Source organism: Ensifer sp. 22460 (genome assembly GCF_052044935.1).
In the GTDB taxonomy this organism is placed as follows: Bacteria; Pseudomonadota; Alphaproteobacteria; order Rhizobiales; family Rhizobiaceae; genus Ensifer.
Genome location: NZ_JBQENZ010000002.1, coordinates 190178 through 207614, shown reverse-complemented (window position 1 = coordinate 207614; position 17437 = coordinate 190178). Strand labels below are relative to the sequence as shown.

The 17437-nt window shown below is 62.5% G+C and carries 10 protein-coding genes; 7 read left to right on the top strand and 3 right to left on the bottom strand.

The window, feature by feature from the left end; all coding sequences use genetic code 11:
• Nucleotides 1–132: 132 nt before the first annotated feature.
• The 5 genes from ACTJKM_RS03195 to ACTJKM_RS03175 all read left to right on the top strand — a co-directional run bounded on the left by ACTJKM_RS03195 (nucleotide 133) and on the right by ACTJKM_RS03175 (nucleotide 6390).
• Nucleotides 133–2019 (top strand): 5'-nucleotidase C-terminal domain-containing protein, encoded by a 1887-nt coding sequence (locus ACTJKM_RS03195; protein WP_058321012.1) that lies wholly within the window; start codon nucleotides 133–135, stop codon nucleotides 2017–2019.
• 116 nt (nucleotides 2020–2135) lie between these two features.
• Nucleotides 2136–3173, top strand: a complete 1038-nt coding sequence (gene hemH, locus ACTJKM_RS03190) for a ferrochelatase (RefSeq protein ID WP_058325911.1) — start codon at nucleotides 2136–2138, stop codon at nucleotides 3171–3173.
• A 200-nt stretch (nucleotides 3174–3373) separates the two neighbouring features.
• On the top strand, nucleotides 3374–4372 hold the full coding sequence (locus ACTJKM_RS03185; protein WP_058325912.1) for an SPFH domain-containing protein: 999 nt from the start codon (nucleotides 3374–3376) through the stop codon (nucleotides 4370–4372).
• A gap of 3 nt (nucleotides 4373–4375) precedes the next feature.
• Nucleotides 4376–4834: an NfeD family protein gene (locus tag ACTJKM_RS03180; RefSeq protein WP_058325913.1), complete on the top strand. Its 459-nt coding sequence runs from the start codon at nucleotides 4376–4378 to the stop codon at nucleotides 4832–4834.
• 110 nt (nucleotides 4835–4944) lie between these two features.
• Nucleotides 4945–6390, top strand: a complete 1446-nt coding sequence (locus ACTJKM_RS03175; protein ID WP_058325914.1) for an outer membrane beta-barrel protein — start codon at nucleotides 4945–4947, stop codon at nucleotides 6388–6390.
• Between the two features lie 115 nt (nucleotides 6391–6505).
• On the opposite strand, the gene galU is transcribed toward ACTJKM_RS03175, so the two are convergent.
• Entirely contained in the window at nucleotides 6506–7393 is an 888-nt protein-coding gene (gene galU, locus ACTJKM_RS03170; protein WP_057254631.1) for a UTP--glucose-1-phosphate uridylyltransferase GalU, read from the bottom strand.
• A gap of 399 nt (nucleotides 7394–7792) precedes the next feature.
• Here galU and ACTJKM_RS03165 point away from each other — a divergent pair, with 399 nt between their 5' ends.
• Nucleotides 7793–9013 carry a lytic murein transglycosylase gene (locus ACTJKM_RS03165; RefSeq protein ID WP_058325935.1) on the top strand — a complete coding sequence of 407 codons (1221 nt, stop codon included), beginning with the start codon at nucleotides 7793–7795 and terminating at the stop codon, nucleotides 9011–9013.
• 130 nt (nucleotides 9014–9143) lie between these two features.
• Nucleotides 9144–10394: an SGNH/GDSL hydrolase family protein gene (locus ACTJKM_RS03160; RefSeq protein WP_058325915.1), complete on the top strand. Its 1251-nt coding sequence runs from the start codon at nucleotides 9144–9146 to the stop codon at nucleotides 10392–10394.
• 297 nt (nucleotides 10395–10691) lie between these two features.
• Here the strand turns inward: ACTJKM_RS03160 and ACTJKM_RS03155 are convergent, their stop codons facing one another.
• Nucleotides 10692–12149, bottom strand: coding sequence for a glutamate synthase subunit beta (locus tag ACTJKM_RS03155; protein WP_058325223.1), 1458 nt, complete (start codon nucleotides 12147–12149; stop codon nucleotides 10692–10694).
• A gap of 108 nt (nucleotides 12150–12257) precedes the next feature.
• Entirely contained in the window at nucleotides 12258–16982 is a 4725-nt protein-coding gene (gene gltB, locus ACTJKM_RS03150) for a glutamate synthase large subunit (RefSeq protein WP_058325916.1), read from the bottom strand.
• Between the last annotated feature and the right edge of the window lie 455 nt (nucleotides 16983–17437).

Below are 17437 nucleotides of genomic sequence, written 5' to 3'. Positions count from 1 at the left end.
GTTTTAGCGCTTGAAGTCACCTTCAAGTGATGAAAACATCCGGCCCGGCAAAGCCACTCCGACCGTGGGGAACGGTTCCGTCTTCACGGCTCCGGAAACGGTCGGCTGACAACCGGCAAACAGGAGAACATCATGATCAGACACATGCGGACCGGCCTGATGACCGCGTCCATTCTTGCCCTCTCCTCGGGCGCAGCCTTCGCCGATTATGAGCTGAACATCCTGCACATCAACGACCTTCATTCCCGCATCGAGTCGATCAACAAGTTCGACTCGACCTGCTCGGCGGAAGAGGAAGGCAAGAACGAATGCTTCGGCGGCGTCGCTCGCTTGAAAGCCCTGATCGACACGAAACGCCAGGAACTCTCCGGCAAGAACGTGCTGCTGCTCAATGCCGGCGACAACTTCCAGGGCTCGCTGTTCTTCACCACCTATAAGGGCCTGGCCGAAGCCGAGTTCCTCAACCTGATGAAGTTCGATGCGATGACCGTGGGCAACCACGAATTCGACGAGAGCGAAGACGGCCTGGCCGGCTTCCTCGACAAGATTACCTTCCCTGTCGTCACCGCCAACGTCCTGCCGAGCCACAAGTCGAAGATCGGCGACCGCATCAAGCCGTCGATCGTGCTCGACGTCGGCGGCCAGAAGGTCGGCATCGTCGGCGCCGTCGCCAACGACACGCCGGAACTCTCCTCGCCTGGCCCGGACATCCTGATCGGCGACGACGTTGCCACCACCACGGCCGCTGTCGAAGAACTGAAGAAGCAGGGCGTCGACAAGATTATTGCGCTGACCCATGTCGGCTATCCGCGCGATCTCGCGGCAATTGCCAAGATCCCCGATGTCGATATCGTCGTCGGCGGCCACTCGCACAGCCTCTTGTCCAACACCGACCCGAAGGCCGAAGGCCCCTACCCGACGATGGTCGACAATCCCGGCGGCTACAAGGTTCCGGTCGTCCAGGCCGCATCCTACACCAAGTATCTCGGCGATCTCGTCGTCACCTTCGACGACAAGGGCGTCGTCAAAGCCGCCAAGGGCGATCCGATCCTGGTCGACTCGTCCGTCAAGCCGGATGAGGCCGTGCTGGCGCGCGTCGCCGAACTCGGCAAGCCGATCGAGGAATTGCGCTCGAAGATCATCGCCAAGACCGAAGCGCCGATCGACGGCTCGCGTGAGAATTGCCGCACCAAGGAATGCGAAATGGGCAGCCTGCTCACCGACGCCATGCTCGACCGCGTCAAGGGCCAGGGTGTCACCATCGCCATCACCAATGGCGGTGGCCTGCGCGCCTCGATCGACGCCGGCGACGTTTCGATGGGCGAAGCCATCACCGTTCTGCCGTTCCAGAACACGGTCGCCACCTTCCAGATCAAGGGCGACGGCATCCGTGAAGCGCTGGAAAACGGCCTCAGCAAGCTCGAGGAAGGCGGCGGTCGCTTCCCGCAGGTGGCGGGCATGAAGTTCTCCTTCGACAAGTCGAAGCCGGTCGGCAGCCGTGTCGTCTCGGTCGAGGTAAAGGAAGGCGAAGGCTACGTCGCCCTCGATCCGGCCAAGACCTATTCGCTCGTCACCAACAACTACATGCGCAATGGCGGCGACGGCTACGACGTCTTCAAGGAGAAGGGTGAAAACGCCTACGACTACGGTCCGGGCCTCGAAACCGTGCTCGCCGACTATCTCGCCGCCCACCAGCCGTTCAAGCCCTATACCGATGGCCGCATCACCGAGGTCGCTTCGGCTGCAGGTGCTGCACCGGCAGAACCGGCGACGGAAACGAAGCCGGCGACGGGCACCGACACCACGGCAACCCAGCCGGCGGCAACCTCCGGCGATGCATCAGCGCCCGCGGCAAGCGGCCCGCAGAAGCACGTGATCGCCAAGGGCGATACGCTCTGGGACCTCGCCAAGTCGTTCTACGGCGAAGGCTCGCTGTGGAAGAAGATCTCCGAAGCCAACGGCAAGCCGGCGCCGCGCGCGCTGCATGTCGGCACGGAACTGGAAATTCCGGCAAAGTAAGACAATTTTCCTCTACTTTCAGAGCCGGCGCGGGCTTCCCCGCGCCGGCTTTTCTTTTTAGAAGGATTTGAAACCGAAAGCAGTGTCCCGATTGAACGGGGCCGACGAGGACCGAGATGACCGAACAGCTTGCCGTGATCGCCCCTGCCGACCACCCTTCCGTCAAATCCGGAAAGGTCGGCATTCTGCTGGTCAATCTCGGCACGCCCGACGGCACCGACTATACCTCGATGCGCCGCTACCTGAAGGAGTTCCTGACGGACCGCCGGGTGATCGAATGGTCGCGGCTGTTCTGGTACCCGATCCTGTTCGGCATCGTGCTCAACACCCGTCCCGGCAAGGTGGGCAAGGCCTATGAGACGATCTGGAACAAGGAGCTGAACGAAAGCTACCTCAGGACCTACACCCGCAACCAGGCGCAACTGATCGCCAAAACGTTCGCCGATCGCCCTGAGGTGATCGTCGACTGGGGCATGCGCTACGGCCAGCCATCGATTGCCTCGCGCATGGAGGCGCTGCAGAAGGCCGGTTGCGAACGCATCCTCGTCTTCCCGCTCTATCCGCAGTATGCGGCCGCTACCACCGCCACCGTCAACGACAAGGCCTTCGAGGCGCTTTTGAAGATGCGCTGGCAGCCGGCGCTGCGCACGGTTCCGCCCTACCACGACGATCCGGTCTATATCGACGCGCTCGCGACCTCGATCGAGCGCCATCTGGCGACGCTCGACTGGGAACCGGAAGTGGTTCTGACTTCCTTCCACGGGATCCCGAAGAGCTATTTCGACAAGGGCGACCCCTATTATTGCCAATGCCAGAAGACCGCGCGACTACTGCGCGAAAAGCTCGGCTGGTCCAAGGACAAGCTGCAGGTCACCTTCCAGTCGCGCTTCGGCCCCGAGGAATGGCTGCAGCCCTACACTGACAAGACGGTCGAGAAACTCGCACAGGAAGGCGTCAAGCGCATCGCCGTCATCAACCCCGGTTTCGTCTCCGACTGTCTGGAAACACTGGAGGAGATCGCCGAGCAGGCGGCCGAGAGCTTCCACCACAATGGCGGCGACAAGTTCACCCACATTCCCTGTCTCAACGACAGCGCCGAAGGCATGGCGGTCCTCGAACACGTCGTGCGTCGCGAACTCGCCGGCTGGCTCTAGCTCCCATTCCTTGCCGCGCCGCTTGAAAACGGTGCCCCGATCACCACTTCTGGATGAATGGAACACGCACGCGCTCACCGGCGAGTGCGCGTCCCTAACATTTTGAATCTATGCGCAATCCGCGGAAACCGATTCCGGACCGACAACTATTGCGCTAAAGTGCTGTCTCGGGTCGGGATTGCAAATTTAGGGGGCATCTCTTGGGCGGGTTGGATATCGTCGTCGTCGGTTTCGTGGTTCTCATCATCCTGGTCCTCTTCATGGGGATCAAGACGGTGCCGCAGGGCTACCGCTACACCATCGAGCGCTTCGGTCGTTACACGAAGACGCTGGAGCCAGGTCTGAACCTGATCGTGCCCTTCATCGACCGGATCGGCGCCAAGATGAACGTGATGGAGCAGGTGCTCGACGTTCCGACTCAGGAGGTCATCACCAAGGACAATGCCAGCGTCTCGGCCGACGCCGTCGCCTTCTACCAGGTGCTGAACGCAGCGCAGGCCGCCTATCAGGTCGCCAACCTGGAAAACGCCATCCTCAACCTGACGATGACCAATATCCGCTCGGTCATGGGCTCGATGGATCTCGACGAACTGCTTTCCAATCGCGATACGATCAACGACCGATTGCTGCATGTCGTCGACGAGGCCGCCAACCCCTGGGGCATCAAGATCACCCGCATCGAGATCAAGGATATCGCACCGCCGAAGGACCTTGTCGACGCCATGGCAAGACAGATGAAGGCCGAACGCGAAAAGCGCGCCCAGGTATTGGAAGCGGAAGGCTCGAGAAACGCGCAGATCCTGCGCGCCGAGGGCGCCAAGCAGTCGGCGATCCTCCAGGCCGAGGGCCAGCGCGAAGCGGCCTTCCGCGATGCGGAAGCCCGCGAACGTCTGGCCGAGGCCGAAGCCAAGGCGACGCAGATGGTCTCTGCCGCGATTGCCGCCGGCGACATCCAGGCGATCAACTACTTCGTCGCGCAGAAGTACACCGAGGCGCTCGCCTCGATCGGCACCGCCAACAACCAGAAGATCGTGCTGATGCCGATGGAAGCCTCCGCACTGATCGGCTCGCTCGGCGGTATCGGCGCCATCGCCAAGGAGGTTTTTGGCGATGGACAGACGGCACCGGCGACACGCCCGCGCCCATCGACTCCTCGGACCACGCCCGCCTTCCCGGCAGATCCCTCGCAAGGGAAGTAGGCGATGATCGAACGCGCCATTCAAGAACTCGGGCCCTGGAGCTGGTGGGTTCTCGGCTTCGTGCTGCTGGCAGCCGAACTCGTGGCACCCGGCGTGTTCCTGATCTGGATCGGCATCGCCGCGCTCATTATCGGAATTCTCTCCCTTATGCTCTGGGAGACCGGCTTCTGGATGTGGCAGGTGCAGTTCGTCCTCTTCGCCGTCCTCTCGGTGGTCGCTGTGCTGCTCGGCCGCCGCTTCGTTCTGTCCTCAGCCGAAACCACCGACGAACCCTTGCTGAACCAGAGAGCGGAAAGTCTCGTCGGTCGTACCGCGGTACTGGAGAAACCGATCGCCGAGGGACGCGGCCGTATCCGGCTCGACGATACGTTCTGGATCATCGAGGGACCGGACCTGCCGGCTGGCACCCGAGTCCGCGTCGTTTCCAGCCATGGCCGAAACCTGACCGTCGAAAGCGCCTGATCGGCAAGCGGCTGATGCCACGACGTTTTTCCCATTTGGAAACGATTGCTTAACCACGTCGCTTTACGATTGCGAAAGGATTGCAATCAGGCTTCGTGGACAAACGGCATATGGTGCCAGGCTCATCTCGCTCGACCAAAGGAGACGCGCGGCGTTCGACCTCGCTGGCGTTGCTATTGGCCGGCACTGCCCTGTTCGCACCATCGTCATTGCGCGCGCAAACGGCCACGGCCCCGACGACCTCCTATGGCGTCGCCACCACCCCGGCAACAGTCCCGGCCACCACGCCCGCAATCGCCGATCCGCAAACCACCGGCGCCGTCAGCGGCGACGATCTTCCGCCGGCGCAGAACGAGGATTTCCTCCGCCTCAACCAGCGGGAGCCGACGATCGATGGCCTGAGGCTTCGAACCGATACGGAGGGGTATCGTACCACGCCGGGCGTTCGCATCGGGACCTTCACACTGCGCCCCAGCGTCAGCGAGACCATCAACCATGAATGGCGCAACGACGGTGACACCAAGACGAACCGCGGCTATCTCGAAACCGGCATCCGCGGCACCCTGACCTCCGACTGGTCGCGTCACCAGTTGACCGTCACCGGCGAAGGCATCCTGCAAAACAACATCTCAGGCGAAGGGGAGGAAGAGCCGCGCGCCGATGTAGACGCGGAACTGCGCCTCGATCTCTGGGACGAAACGATTGCACGACTCCGGGCCGGATACAGTTTCTACCGAGAAGACGCCGACGACCCGAACGCGATTTCGAACGCCAAGACCCAGTCCGCGGTCAACACCTACCGCCTCGGTGCCGCCATCGAGCGCGATTTCGGTCTGATCCGCGGTTCGGTCGGAATCGATTTCGACCGCCAAACCTATGGCGATGTCGAACTCGAAAACGGCACGACACTGTCCGAGAAGGACCGCAACCGCAACACCGGAAACTTGATTGCCCGCGTCGGCTACGAACTGTCGCCGGCGCTGATCCCGTTCCTCGAAGCCTCCGTCGGCAAGTCGCTTTACGACCTGCGCGAGGACACGTCCGGCTTCGAGCGTTCCTACCAGACCTATGCCGGACGCGGCGGTATCGAGGTCGATCTCGGCGAGAAACTCTATGGTGAGCTCGGCCTCGGCTACGAGACCTATCGCTTCGATGATGACAGGCTCGAAGACGTCAGCGGCCTGTCCGTCGACGGCCGCCTCAACTGGTCGCCGCAGCGCGGCACCGATGTGCTCTTCGCGGTTTTGACGGATCTCGATCCGTCGACGACGGCGGGCGTTTCCGGATCGATCGACTATACCTTGACCAACATCATCACCCACCAGATGCGCTCCGATCTGGTCGCACGATTGTCCAACACTCTGATCATCCGCAAATATCCGTCGGACTCCCGCTCCTCCGACGAGACGACCTGGCGCACGGGCGCAGGCCTCACCTGGGATATGAACCGTTACCTCGCATTGACCGGCGACGTCAGCTACGAGCGCACCACGCCCGACGTCGGCGATCCGACCGACATCACCCGTGTCGGCGTCGGCCTCGTCCTGCGGCGTTGAGCCAAAGGTCAGCCGCCGGCAAAGCTAGAGCGGTAACAACACTCATTGCCAGCAGCCAATGAAAAAGGCCGCATTCCTCGGGGAACGCGGCCTTCTCGTTTCGGTGGAACCGAAATTACCTCAGGCTGCCGAGCAGCGTCTTCAGCGGCCCCTCGACGCTCGGGCGGATGTCGCCGCGTTCCAGAGCAAAGGCAACGTTTGCCAGGATGAAGCCGTCCTTGGCGCCACAGTCATAGGTGTCGCCACGGAAGTGATAGGCGGCGAACTGCTGGCTGTCGGAGAGCTTGAGCATGCCATCGGTCAGCTGGATTTCGTTGCCGGCGCCGCGTTCCTGCTTTTCGAGGATCGGGAAGATCTCCGGCTGCAGGATGTAGCGGCCGTTGATGAAGAAGTTGGACGGGGCTGTGCCCGGTGCCGGCTTCTCGACCATCTTGGTGATCTTGAAACCATCGCCCACCTTGTCGCCGACGCCGACGATGCCGTATTTGTGGGCCTGGTCGGGTGCGCATTCCTCGACGGCGATGACGTTGCCGCCGCTCTGCTCATAGAGCTCGACCATGCCCTTGAGGCAGCCCTTTTCGCCCTTCATGATCATGTCGGGCAAGAGCAGCGCAAACGGCTCGTTGCCGACGAGGTCACGGGCGCACCAGACCGCGTGGCCGAGGCCGAGCGGGGCCTGCTGGCGGGTAAAGCTGGTCGTGCCGGCCTTCGGCAGAATGCTGTCGAGCAGGGCGATCTCGGCCTTCTTGTTGCGCTCGCGCAGCGTCTGATCGAGCTCGACCTGAATGTCGAAATAATCCTCGATCACCGCCTTGCTGCGGCCGGTGACGAAGATCAGATGCTCGATGCCGGCTTCCAGCGCCTCATCGACCACATATTGAATGACCGGCTTGTCCACCACCGTCAGCATTTCCTTCGGCACGGCCTTGGTAGCCGGCAGGAAACGTGTGCCCAGCCCTGCGACTGGGAACACGGCTTTGCGGACTTTACGCTTGTCGGTCATCGATACCTCCTTGATAGGAACTCACTCATAAGTCTTGCCGGATGGTCCCGGACGGCAATCCGTCTGAAACCATACAGCGCTCCGTAATGGAGCCGCAATCTCTATGCCGTCAGCTGAACACAGCCTGAACCGACGGAACAAATGCATATGCGAACTCCACGACCATGGCTTGACATTTTCTACAGCGGAAGACGCCACCACAATTTCATGGTAAAGGGTTTGTTGACCACGTTTCTGTAGATTCGTTGCAATCCGGCAATGCAACAATCGCGGCCGGATCCGAAACAGGAGCCGCCGACGACTGCCCCCACCGTCGAGGCTGGCCCCAGACTGCCACCTTGCGGAGTGATTCGGGCCATGACGGCCGAAGCCCCCGCAGAGAAACGGAACCGACAGCTGATGATCAGAAACCGCAGGACGTTTTTCCGTCATATCGCAGCCGCCCTCGTCCTATCCGCCGCAACACTCGGCACCTCGCCCGCGCGCGCCGATGCCGGATTCCAGAACTGGATCAACGAATTCTACACGACGGCCGCCAAGGCCGGCATCAGCAAGTCGACATATCGCCAGGCCTTCGCCGGCGTGAAGTCGCCTGACCAGACGGTGATCGAGAAGGCGAACTACCAGCCGGAGTTCAAGCACAAGATCTGGGAATACATCGATTCCCGCGTGAACCCGTACACCAAGCGCGTCGGCCAGGAGATGGCGACGAAGCACGCCCGCACGCTGAACGCGCTGGAAAAGCACTTCGGCGTCGACAAGACCATCCTGCTGGCGATCTGGTCGATGGAATCCAACTACGGCGCCGTGCTCGAGAAGGATGACCGCCTGCACTACGTGCCGCGCGCCCTCGCCACCCTTGCCTATGCCGATCCGAAGCGCTCGAACTACGCCAAGAAGCAGCTGATCGCCGCGCTGAAGATCCTCCAGAGCGGCGACATCACGCCGCGCGAGCTGACCGGCTCCTGGGCGGGCGCCATGGGCCACACCCAGTTCATCCCGACGAGCTACCTGCTCTATGCGGTTGACGCCGACGGCAACGGCCACCGCGACATCTGGAACTCGGTGCCGGATGCGCTGGCGACCGCCGCCAACCTTTTGAAGAAGAACGGCTGGCAGCCGGGCGAAACCTGGGGCTACGAAGTCGCGGCGCCGGCAAATGCCGCGAAATATTCCGGCCAGACGAAGACGCTCGCCGAATGGGCGTCGCTCGGCTTCGGCCGACCCAACGGCAAGGGCTTCCGCAACGGCAGCATACGCGCCGAACTCAAGCTGCCGAGCGGTGGCGAGGGTCCCGGCTTCCTGATGACCAAGAACTTCTTCGTCATCAAGCGCTACAACGCCTCCGACAGCTACGCTCTCGGCGTCGGCCTTCTTGCCGACCAGATCGCCGGCTATCAGGGCATGCAGCAGCGCTGGCCGCGTCCGGACGGATCGCTCGACATCAGCGAAAAGTTCGAACTGCAGAACCGCCTGAAGGAGCTCGGCTACTACAGCGGCGAAGTCGACGGCAATTTTGGTTCCGGGTCGAAGGCCGCGATCCAGGCGTTCCAGTCGAAGAACGGCCTGCCGCCGGATGGACAGCCGACCCAGATGCTGCTGCGGGCTCTGCGCAACTAGCAGGATCAAGGTTTCACGATCGCCGCATCCGTGAGATAAACTAAGAGAAGCGCGCTGCACCCGTGCGGCGCGCTGCAACGTGACAGCGGTCCATGGCCGCCCGAACACGCAATGGACGGGCAAAAAACAGATGACAAGCAAGCGTCGCAAACCACACGGGCGAAAGCCGTTCGCAATCGCGATGGTCTGCATGGCCGCTCTGGCGATGCTTGTCGTTGGCCTCTACGCCGGTTTTGCCGAAGCACAGGAGCGCGTCCAGCGGCGCACTCTCTTCCAGGTGCTTTTCGGTGGCTTGGCGCGCGAGCGGCCGGTCTACGAGGATCGCTCCTATTTCCCTGAGCAGCCGCGCCCAAAACGCCAACGCCAGCAGCAACAGCGCCAGAAGGGCCAGGGGCAACAGAAGCAGAAGCCGAAGATCGCCGATACGCCGGCAGTCGCGCCGGTGGTGGTGGAGAAAGCGGCCGACGCCAAGAAGGTTCTGGTCGTCGGCGACTTCATGGCCGGCAGCCTCGGCGACGGCCTGAAGACCGCCTTCGAGATGACGCCCGGCATCGCCGTCGAGACACGGGCGAATGGCTCGTCCGGCCTGGTGCGCGAAGATTACTTCAACTGGCCGGGCACCCTTCCCGGCTACGTCGGCGAATTAAAGCCATCCGTGATCATCATCAGCCTCGGCGCCAACGATCGGCAGCAGATGCAGATGGGCGACGTCAAGGAGAAGTTCCGCAGCGATCTCTGGACCGAGGAGTATCGCAAGCGCGTCAATGCGCTGGCGGCCCTTGCCCGCAAGGAGAAGCTGCCGGTTCTCTGGGTCGGCATGCCGCCGTTCCAGTCCGCCGCAATGACCGCCGACATGGTGACCTTCAACGGCATTTATCGCGAGGAGATCGAGAAGGTCGGCGGCCAGTTCGTCGACATCTGGGATGGCTTCGTCGACGAGGGCGGCAAATTCGTCCTGACCGGCTCCGACATCAACGGCCAGCAGGTTCGTCTGCGCGGCGCCGATGGCATCAACCTCACCAAGGCCGGCAAGCGCAAGCTGGCTTTCTACGTCGAGAAGGACATTCGCCGGTTGCTCGGCGATGCCGCCGCGACGGACAAGAACGTGCCCGGGGCGGGCGAACTCAAGGACCTGGTGGTGACGGCGCCGCTCGGCAACGAGGATATCGTCAAGACCCAGCCGATCGGCTTGACCGATCCGGCGCTGGATGGCGCGGGGTCCCTGCTTGGCAACGCCGCCCCGGACAAGGGCAATGGCAAGAGCCCGCGCGACCTTTTGGTCGACAAGGGCGATATCGCCGCCGCACCGACCGGCCGCGTCGACGACTTCCGCCTGTCGAAGCCAAGCACTGTCATCAGCAATCCGGTGATCCGCAACTAAAGCCTGTTGCGCAAAAGTGCGCAGCGGTTTTGCGGTATGCGATATATCAAAAACTTAAAGCGCAAGGAGCGAATCTGAAAGATCGCGACGCGCTTAAGAGCAATTCCAGGAAAAGTGTGAAGCGGTTTTCCGTCCGGAATTGCGCTATTTCAGAGACTTAGATCATTTCACCGTTTCGACGAAACAATGAAATGATCTAGAACCAGCCGCGGCCCAAGGCTGTCGGGCCTCCGGCAACAGCCCACAAAAAAGCCCCGCATCTCTGCGGGGCTTTTTTCATGCTTGGGAGTAAACCGTTTATCGCGGCAGGGTGGTTGAGCCCATCAGCGCCTCGTCGATCGCACGCGCCGCCTGGCGGCCTTCGCGGATCGCCCAGACGACCAGAGACTGGCCGCGACGCACGTCGCCCGCGGTCCAGAGCTTCTCGACCGAGGTCTTGTAGTCGCGCTCGTTGGCAACCACGTTGGTCGAGCCGCGGCGGTCGGTGTTGAGCGTCAGCTTGTCGCCGAGATCCTTGAGCACGCTGCTGGTAAACGGACCGCGGAAGCCGATGGCGATGAAGGCAAGATCCGCCTTGATGATGAACTCCGTGCCGGCGACCGGCTTGCGGCGATCGTCCACTTGGCAGCACTTCACGCCGGTGAGGTTGCCATCCTCGTCGCCGATGAATTCGAGCGTCGCCACCTGGAACTCGCGGATAGCCCCTTCGGCCTGGCTGGACGAGGTGCGCATCTTCGTTGCCCAGAACGGCCAGACGGCAAGCTTGTCTTCCTTCTCCGGCGGCTGCGGGCGGATGTCGAGTTGGGTCACCTTGACCGCGCCCTGGCGGAAGGCGGTGCCGACGCAGTCCGACGCGGTATCGCCACCGCCGACGACCACGATGTGCTTGCCGCCGGCGAGGATCGGCTGCGACGGCCAGCCGACGCTGTCGATGTTCTCGCGGCCGACGCGGCGGTTCTGCTGCACGAGATAGGGCATCGCATCATGCACACCGGCGAATTCGACACCGGGGATGCCCGCGTCACGCGGCGTCTCCGAACCGCCGCAATAAAGCACAGCATCGTGGTCGTCGAGTAGGCGCTGCATCGGCACGTCAACGCCGACATTGATGCCGCAGTGGAAGGTGACGCCTTCGCCCTTCATCTGTTCGACGCGGCGGTCGATGAAGTTCTTCTCCATCTTGAAGTCCGGAATGCCGTAGCGCAGCAGGCCGCCGGCCTTGGTCTCGCGCTCGTAGACGTGAACCTCGTGGCCGGCGCGGGCAAGCTGCTGGCCTGCCGCCATGCCGGCCGGGCCGGAGCCGATGACCGCGACCTTCTTGCCGGTCTTGGTGACGGCCGGCTGCGGCACGATGTAGCCCATCTCATAGGCCTTGTCGGCGATCGCCTGTTCGATCGTCTTGATCGCCACCGGCGTGTCTTCGAGGTTCAGCGTGCAGGCTTCCTCGCACGGCGCCGGGCAGACGCGGCCGGTGAATTCCGGGAAGTTGTTGGTCGAATGCAGGTTGCGGATCGCCTCATCCCAGTTGCCGTTGTAGACGAGGTCGTTCCAGTCCGGGATCTGGTTGTGCACCGGGCAGCCGGTCGGCCCATGGCAATAGGGGATGCCACAGTCCATGCAGCGAGCAGCCTGCTTCTGCACTTCCGGTTCTGACATCGGAATGGTGAATTCACGGAAATGGCGAATGCGGTCGGATGCCGGCTGGTACTTTGCCACTTGCCGGTCGATCTCGAGAAATCCAGTTACCTTACCCATCGTACTATCCTGAAAGCTTTGCGTCTGAACAGGCGCTTTTGACAAGCGCGCGTGAGGGACCCCCGAACCAGTCTGTGATGAACCGGGAGCCTTGGTCACCGGGGCCTCCTATTCAGCCGCCTCTGCCATTTTCATGCGTTCCATATCCTCGAGCGCACGGCGGTATTCGACCGGCATGACCTTGCGGAATTTCGGCCGGTAATCCGTCCAGTGATCGAGAATCTCCTTCGCCCGGGGCGAACCCGTGTGGTGAAGGTGGTTGGATATCAGCTGATAGAGCCGCTCTTCATCGTGACGCGTCATGTCGCCGGAGACGTCGACCATGCCCTTGTGCATGATGTCGCCGCCGTGGTGATGCAGCTTCTCGAGCATGTCGTCCTCTTCCGGAACCGGCTGCAACTCGACCATCGCCATGTTGCAACGACGGGCGAAATCACCCTCCTCGTCCAGCACATAGGCAACGCCGCCGGACATGCCGGCCGCGAAGTTGCGGCCCGTCGTGCCGAGAACGACGACGACGCCGCCGGTCATGTATTCGCAGCCATGGTCACCCACGCCCTCGACGACCGCGACCGCACCGGAGTTGCGCACGGCGAAGCGCTCGCCGGCAACGCCGTTGAAGTAGCACTCGCCCGAGATCGCGCCATAAAGCACGGTGTTGCCGACGATGATCGATTCCTGCGGAACGATCGTCGCGTTTTCCGGCGGCCGGACGATGATGCGTCCGCCCGAAAGACCCTTGCCGACATAGTCGTTGCCGTCGCCCACCAGGTCGAAGGTGATACCGCGTGCCAGGAACGCGGCGAAGGACTGGCCGGCCGTGCCCCTCAGGGTCACGTGGATGGTGTCGTCCTTCAGGCCCTTGTGGCCCCAGCGCTTGGCAAGCGCACCGGCGAGCATCGCACCGGCCGAGCGGTCGACGTTCTTGATCGCAGCTTCGATCTTGACCGGCGCCTTGGTTTCGAGCGCGACCTTGGCTTCCTCGATCAGCTTGCGGTCGAGAATGTCGTCGATCGGGTGCTTCTGGCGTGTGGTCCAGTAGGTCTCTTCCTTGGCGGCTTCCACCTTGTGGAAGATCTTCGAGAAGTCGAGGCCGTTCGCCTTCCAGTGGGCAAGCGCACCGTCCTTTTCGAGCAGCTCGGAGGCACCGATGATCTCGTCAAGCTTGCGCACACCAAGCGAAGCCAGGATCTCGCGCACTTCCTCGGCGACGAAGAAGAAGTAGTTGATGACGTGCTCGGCCGTGCCCTTGAAGCGCTTGCGCAGAACCGGGTCCTGGGTGGCGACACCGACGGGACAGGTGTTGAGATGGCACTTGCGCATCATGATGCAGCCGGCAGCGATCAGCGGCGCGGTGGCAAAGCCGAACTCATCGGCACCGAGCAGCGCCCCGATGATGACGTCGCGGCCGGTCTTGAGACCGCCGTCGACCTGAAGGGCGACGCGCGAACGCAGGCCGTTCAAGACCAGCGTCTGCTGGGTTTCGGCAAGACCGATTTCCCACGGGCTGCCGGCGTGCTTCAGCGATGTCAGCGGCGAGGCGCCGGTGCCGCCGTCGAAGCCGGCGACGGTGATGTGGTCGGCGCGCGCCTTGGCGACGCCGGCGGCAACCGTGCCGACGCCGACTTCCGAGACGAGCTTGACCGAGACGTCCGCTTCCGGATTGACGTTCTTCAGATCGTAGATCAGCTGCGCCAGATCTTCGATCGAATAGATGTCATGGTGCGGCGGTGGCGAGATCAGGCCGACGCCAGGCGTCGAGTGCCGGGTCTTGGCAACCGTCGCATCGACCTTGTGGCCGGGCAGCTGGCCGCCTTCGCCGGGCTTGGCGCCCTGCGCCACCTTGATCTGCAGCATGTCGGCATTGACCAGGTACTCCGTGGTCACGCCGAAGCGGCCGGACGCGATCTGCTTGATCGCCGAGCGCTCGGGGTTCATCGAACCGTCCGGCAGCGGCAGGTAACGGTCGCTCTCCTCACCGCCCTCGCCGGTATTCGACTTGCCGCCGATCCGGTTCATGGCGATTGCGAGCGTCGTATGCGCCTCGCGGCTGATCGAGCCGAAGGACATAGCACCGGTCGAGAAGCGCTTGACGATGTCGGTAGCCGGCTCGACCTCGTCGACCGAGATCGGCTTGCGGCCGAGAGCCTCGGCGCTCTTCACCGTAAACAGGCCGCGAATGGTGTTCATGCGTAGCGCCGAGTTGTTCACCATCTCGGAGAATTCGCGATAGCGGTCCTGCGCGTTGCCGCGCACGGCATGCTGCAGAGATGCGATCGCGTCCGGGGTCCAGGCGTGGCTTTCACCGCGCATACGGAAGGCATATTCGCCGCCGATGTCGAGCGTGTTGGCGAGAACCGGGTCGGCACCGAACGCCGCCTTGTGGCGGGCGACGGTCTCGGCGGCGATCTCTTCGAGGCCGATGCCTTCGATCGTCGTCGCCGTGCCGAAGAAGAACTGGTTGACCAGCTTCGACGACAGACCGACGGCGTCGAAGATCTGCGCGCCGCAATAGGACTGGTAGGTCGAAATGCCCATCTTGGACATGACCTTGAGGATGCCCTTGCCGACGGCCTTGATGTAGCGATAGACGACCTCGCTCGCATCGACCTCCTTGGGGAACTCGCCGCGCTTGTGCATGTCGATCAGCGTGTCGAAGGCGAGATAGGGGTTGATCGCCTCGGCGCCGTAGCCGGCGAGCAGGCAGAAGTGGTGCACTTCGCGCGGTTCGCCGGATTCGAGCACGATGCCGACTGACGTGCGCAGGCCCTTGCGGATCAGGTGGTGGTGCACGGCGGCGGTCGCAAGCAGCGCCGGGATCGCCACGCGGTCCGGACCGACCTGGCGGTCCGACAGCACGATGATGTTGTAGCCGCCTTTCACCGCCGCTTCCGCGCGTTCGCAGAGACGGTCGAGCATATCGGGCATGCCTTCGGCACCGCGCGAAATGTCATAGGTGAAATCGAGCGTCTTGGTGTCGAAGCGATCTTCCGTGTGACCGATCGAGCGGATCTTTTCGAGATCGCCATTGGTCAGGATCGGCTGGCGCACCTCGAGCCGCTTGGCATGGGCCATGCCCTCGTGATCGAGGATGTTCGGGCGCGGTCCGATGAAGGAGACGAGGCTCATCACCAGCTCTTCGCGGATCGGGTCGATCGGCGGGTTGGTAACCTGCGCGAAGTTCTGCTTGAAATAGGTATAGAGCAGCTTGCGCTTGTCCGACATCGCCGAGATCGGCGTATCGGTGCCCATCGAGCCGATCGCCTCCTGGCCGGTCGTCGCCATCGGCGACATCAGGATCTTGGTGTCTTCGAGCGTGTAGCCGAAGGCCTGCTGGCGGTCGATGAGCGAGACGTCGCGACGCAGCGCGCGCGGCTCCACCGGCTTCAGTTCTTCGAGGATGAGCTGGGTGTCTTCAAGCCACTTGCTATAGGGGTGCTTCTGGGCGAGCGAGGACTTCACCTCCTCGTCGGAGATGATGCGGCCCTGCTCCATATCGATCAGCAGCATCTTGCCCGGCTGCAGGCGCCACTTCTTGACGATCTTGTCCTCGTCGACCGGCAGCACGCCGGATTCCGAAGCAAGGATGACGCGATCATCAGAGGTGACGATGTAGCGGGCCGGACGCAGGCCGTTGCGGTCGAGCGTCGCGCCGATCTGGCGGCCATCGGTGAAGGCGACTGCCGCCGGTCCGTCCCACGGCTCCATCAGCGCCGCATGGTATTCGTAGAAAGCCTTGCGCTCGGGCGACATCAGCTGGTTGCCGGCCCAGGCTTCCGGGATCAGCATCATGACAGCATGCGACAGCGAATAGCCGCCCTGCACCAGGAACTCGAGTGCGTTGTCGAAGCAGGCGGTGTCCGACTGGCCCTCATAGGAGATCGGCCAGAGCTTTGAGATATCCTCGCCGAAGAGCGGCGAAGATACCGACGCCTGACGCGCGGCCATCCAGTTGACGTTGCCGCGCAGCGTGTTGATTTCGCCGTTATGCGCGACCATGCGGTAGGGATGCGCGAGCTTCCACGACGGGAAGGTGTTCGTCGAGAAGCGCTGGTGCACGAGCGCCACCGCGCTCTCAAACCGCGGATCGGACAGGTCCTTGTAATAGGCGCCGACCTGGTACGCCAGGAACATGCCCTTGTAGACGATCGTCGAGGACGACAGCGATACCGGGTAGAAATTGCTCTCCTCGCCCTTGTATTCGTCATAGATGCGGTTGGAGATCACCTTGCGCAGCGTGAAGAGACGACGCTCGAACTCGGGGTTCGTGGCGGCGTCGCGGCCGGCACCGATGAAGATCTGGACATGGCGCGGCTCGGTCGCGGCAATCTCGGGCGCCTTCGACAGCGACGCGTTGTCGACCGGCACGTCGCGGTAGCCGATGAGCACCTGGCCCTCTTCGGCGACGACGTCCTTGATCACCTGCTTGAAGTGTTCGACGAGCGCATCGTCCTGCGGCATGAAGATATGGCCGACGGCGTACTCGCCCGCCTTCGGCAGGGTGATGCCCTGCTTGGCCATCTCCTCGCGGAAGAAGCGGTCGGGAATCTGCACGAGAATGCCCGCGCCGTCGCCCATCAGCGGGTCGGCACCGACGGCACCGCGGTGCGTCAGGTTTTCGAGCATGAACAGGCCGTCGCGCACGATCTGGTGCGACTTCTGACCCTTCATATGCGCGACGAAACCGACGCCGCAGGCGTCATGTTCGTTGCGCGGATCGTAGAGACCCTGTTTTCGCGGCAGGCCAGTCGGGAATGCGGGCGTTTTTTCAGCCGTCGCAACGCTGTGTGCGAGGTTGAGCCCAGATTGCTGTGATGGCGAATGATCCGTCATCGTTTTCCCTCCTGTTAAACCCGGCACCGCCGGGCATGGCACCGCCCGCGCATGGCTCTTCGTTGCGCGCAAAGGCACGCCAAAAAGCCGGGGCACTATCGTCTCATGATCCTGATCAGGTCGCAAATAAGCACGGCATCATCAGGCACTGATGTCTGCGACCATCCTGACGGCAGGCGATAACAACCGGATGAAATCCGGCAAATCCCCCCGCTTCGCACGCCGGGTGCCATTTTTTTAGGCACTCGCGGCGATTGTTCCGGTCCCTAGACCGAAATAGGACAGCAAACCTGTCCTATTTCATGTGCTCTATGCCAGAAACTCCCCCCCTCCGCAAGAGGCATATCAGCAAATAATAGAGAAGATTTTGCCGAACATTGCCGGAAGTTTCCGGCTTTTATAATTTAATTACGGCTTTCCGGCGTTTTCTTCCTTTTGGTTTCAAACTGGTCTCC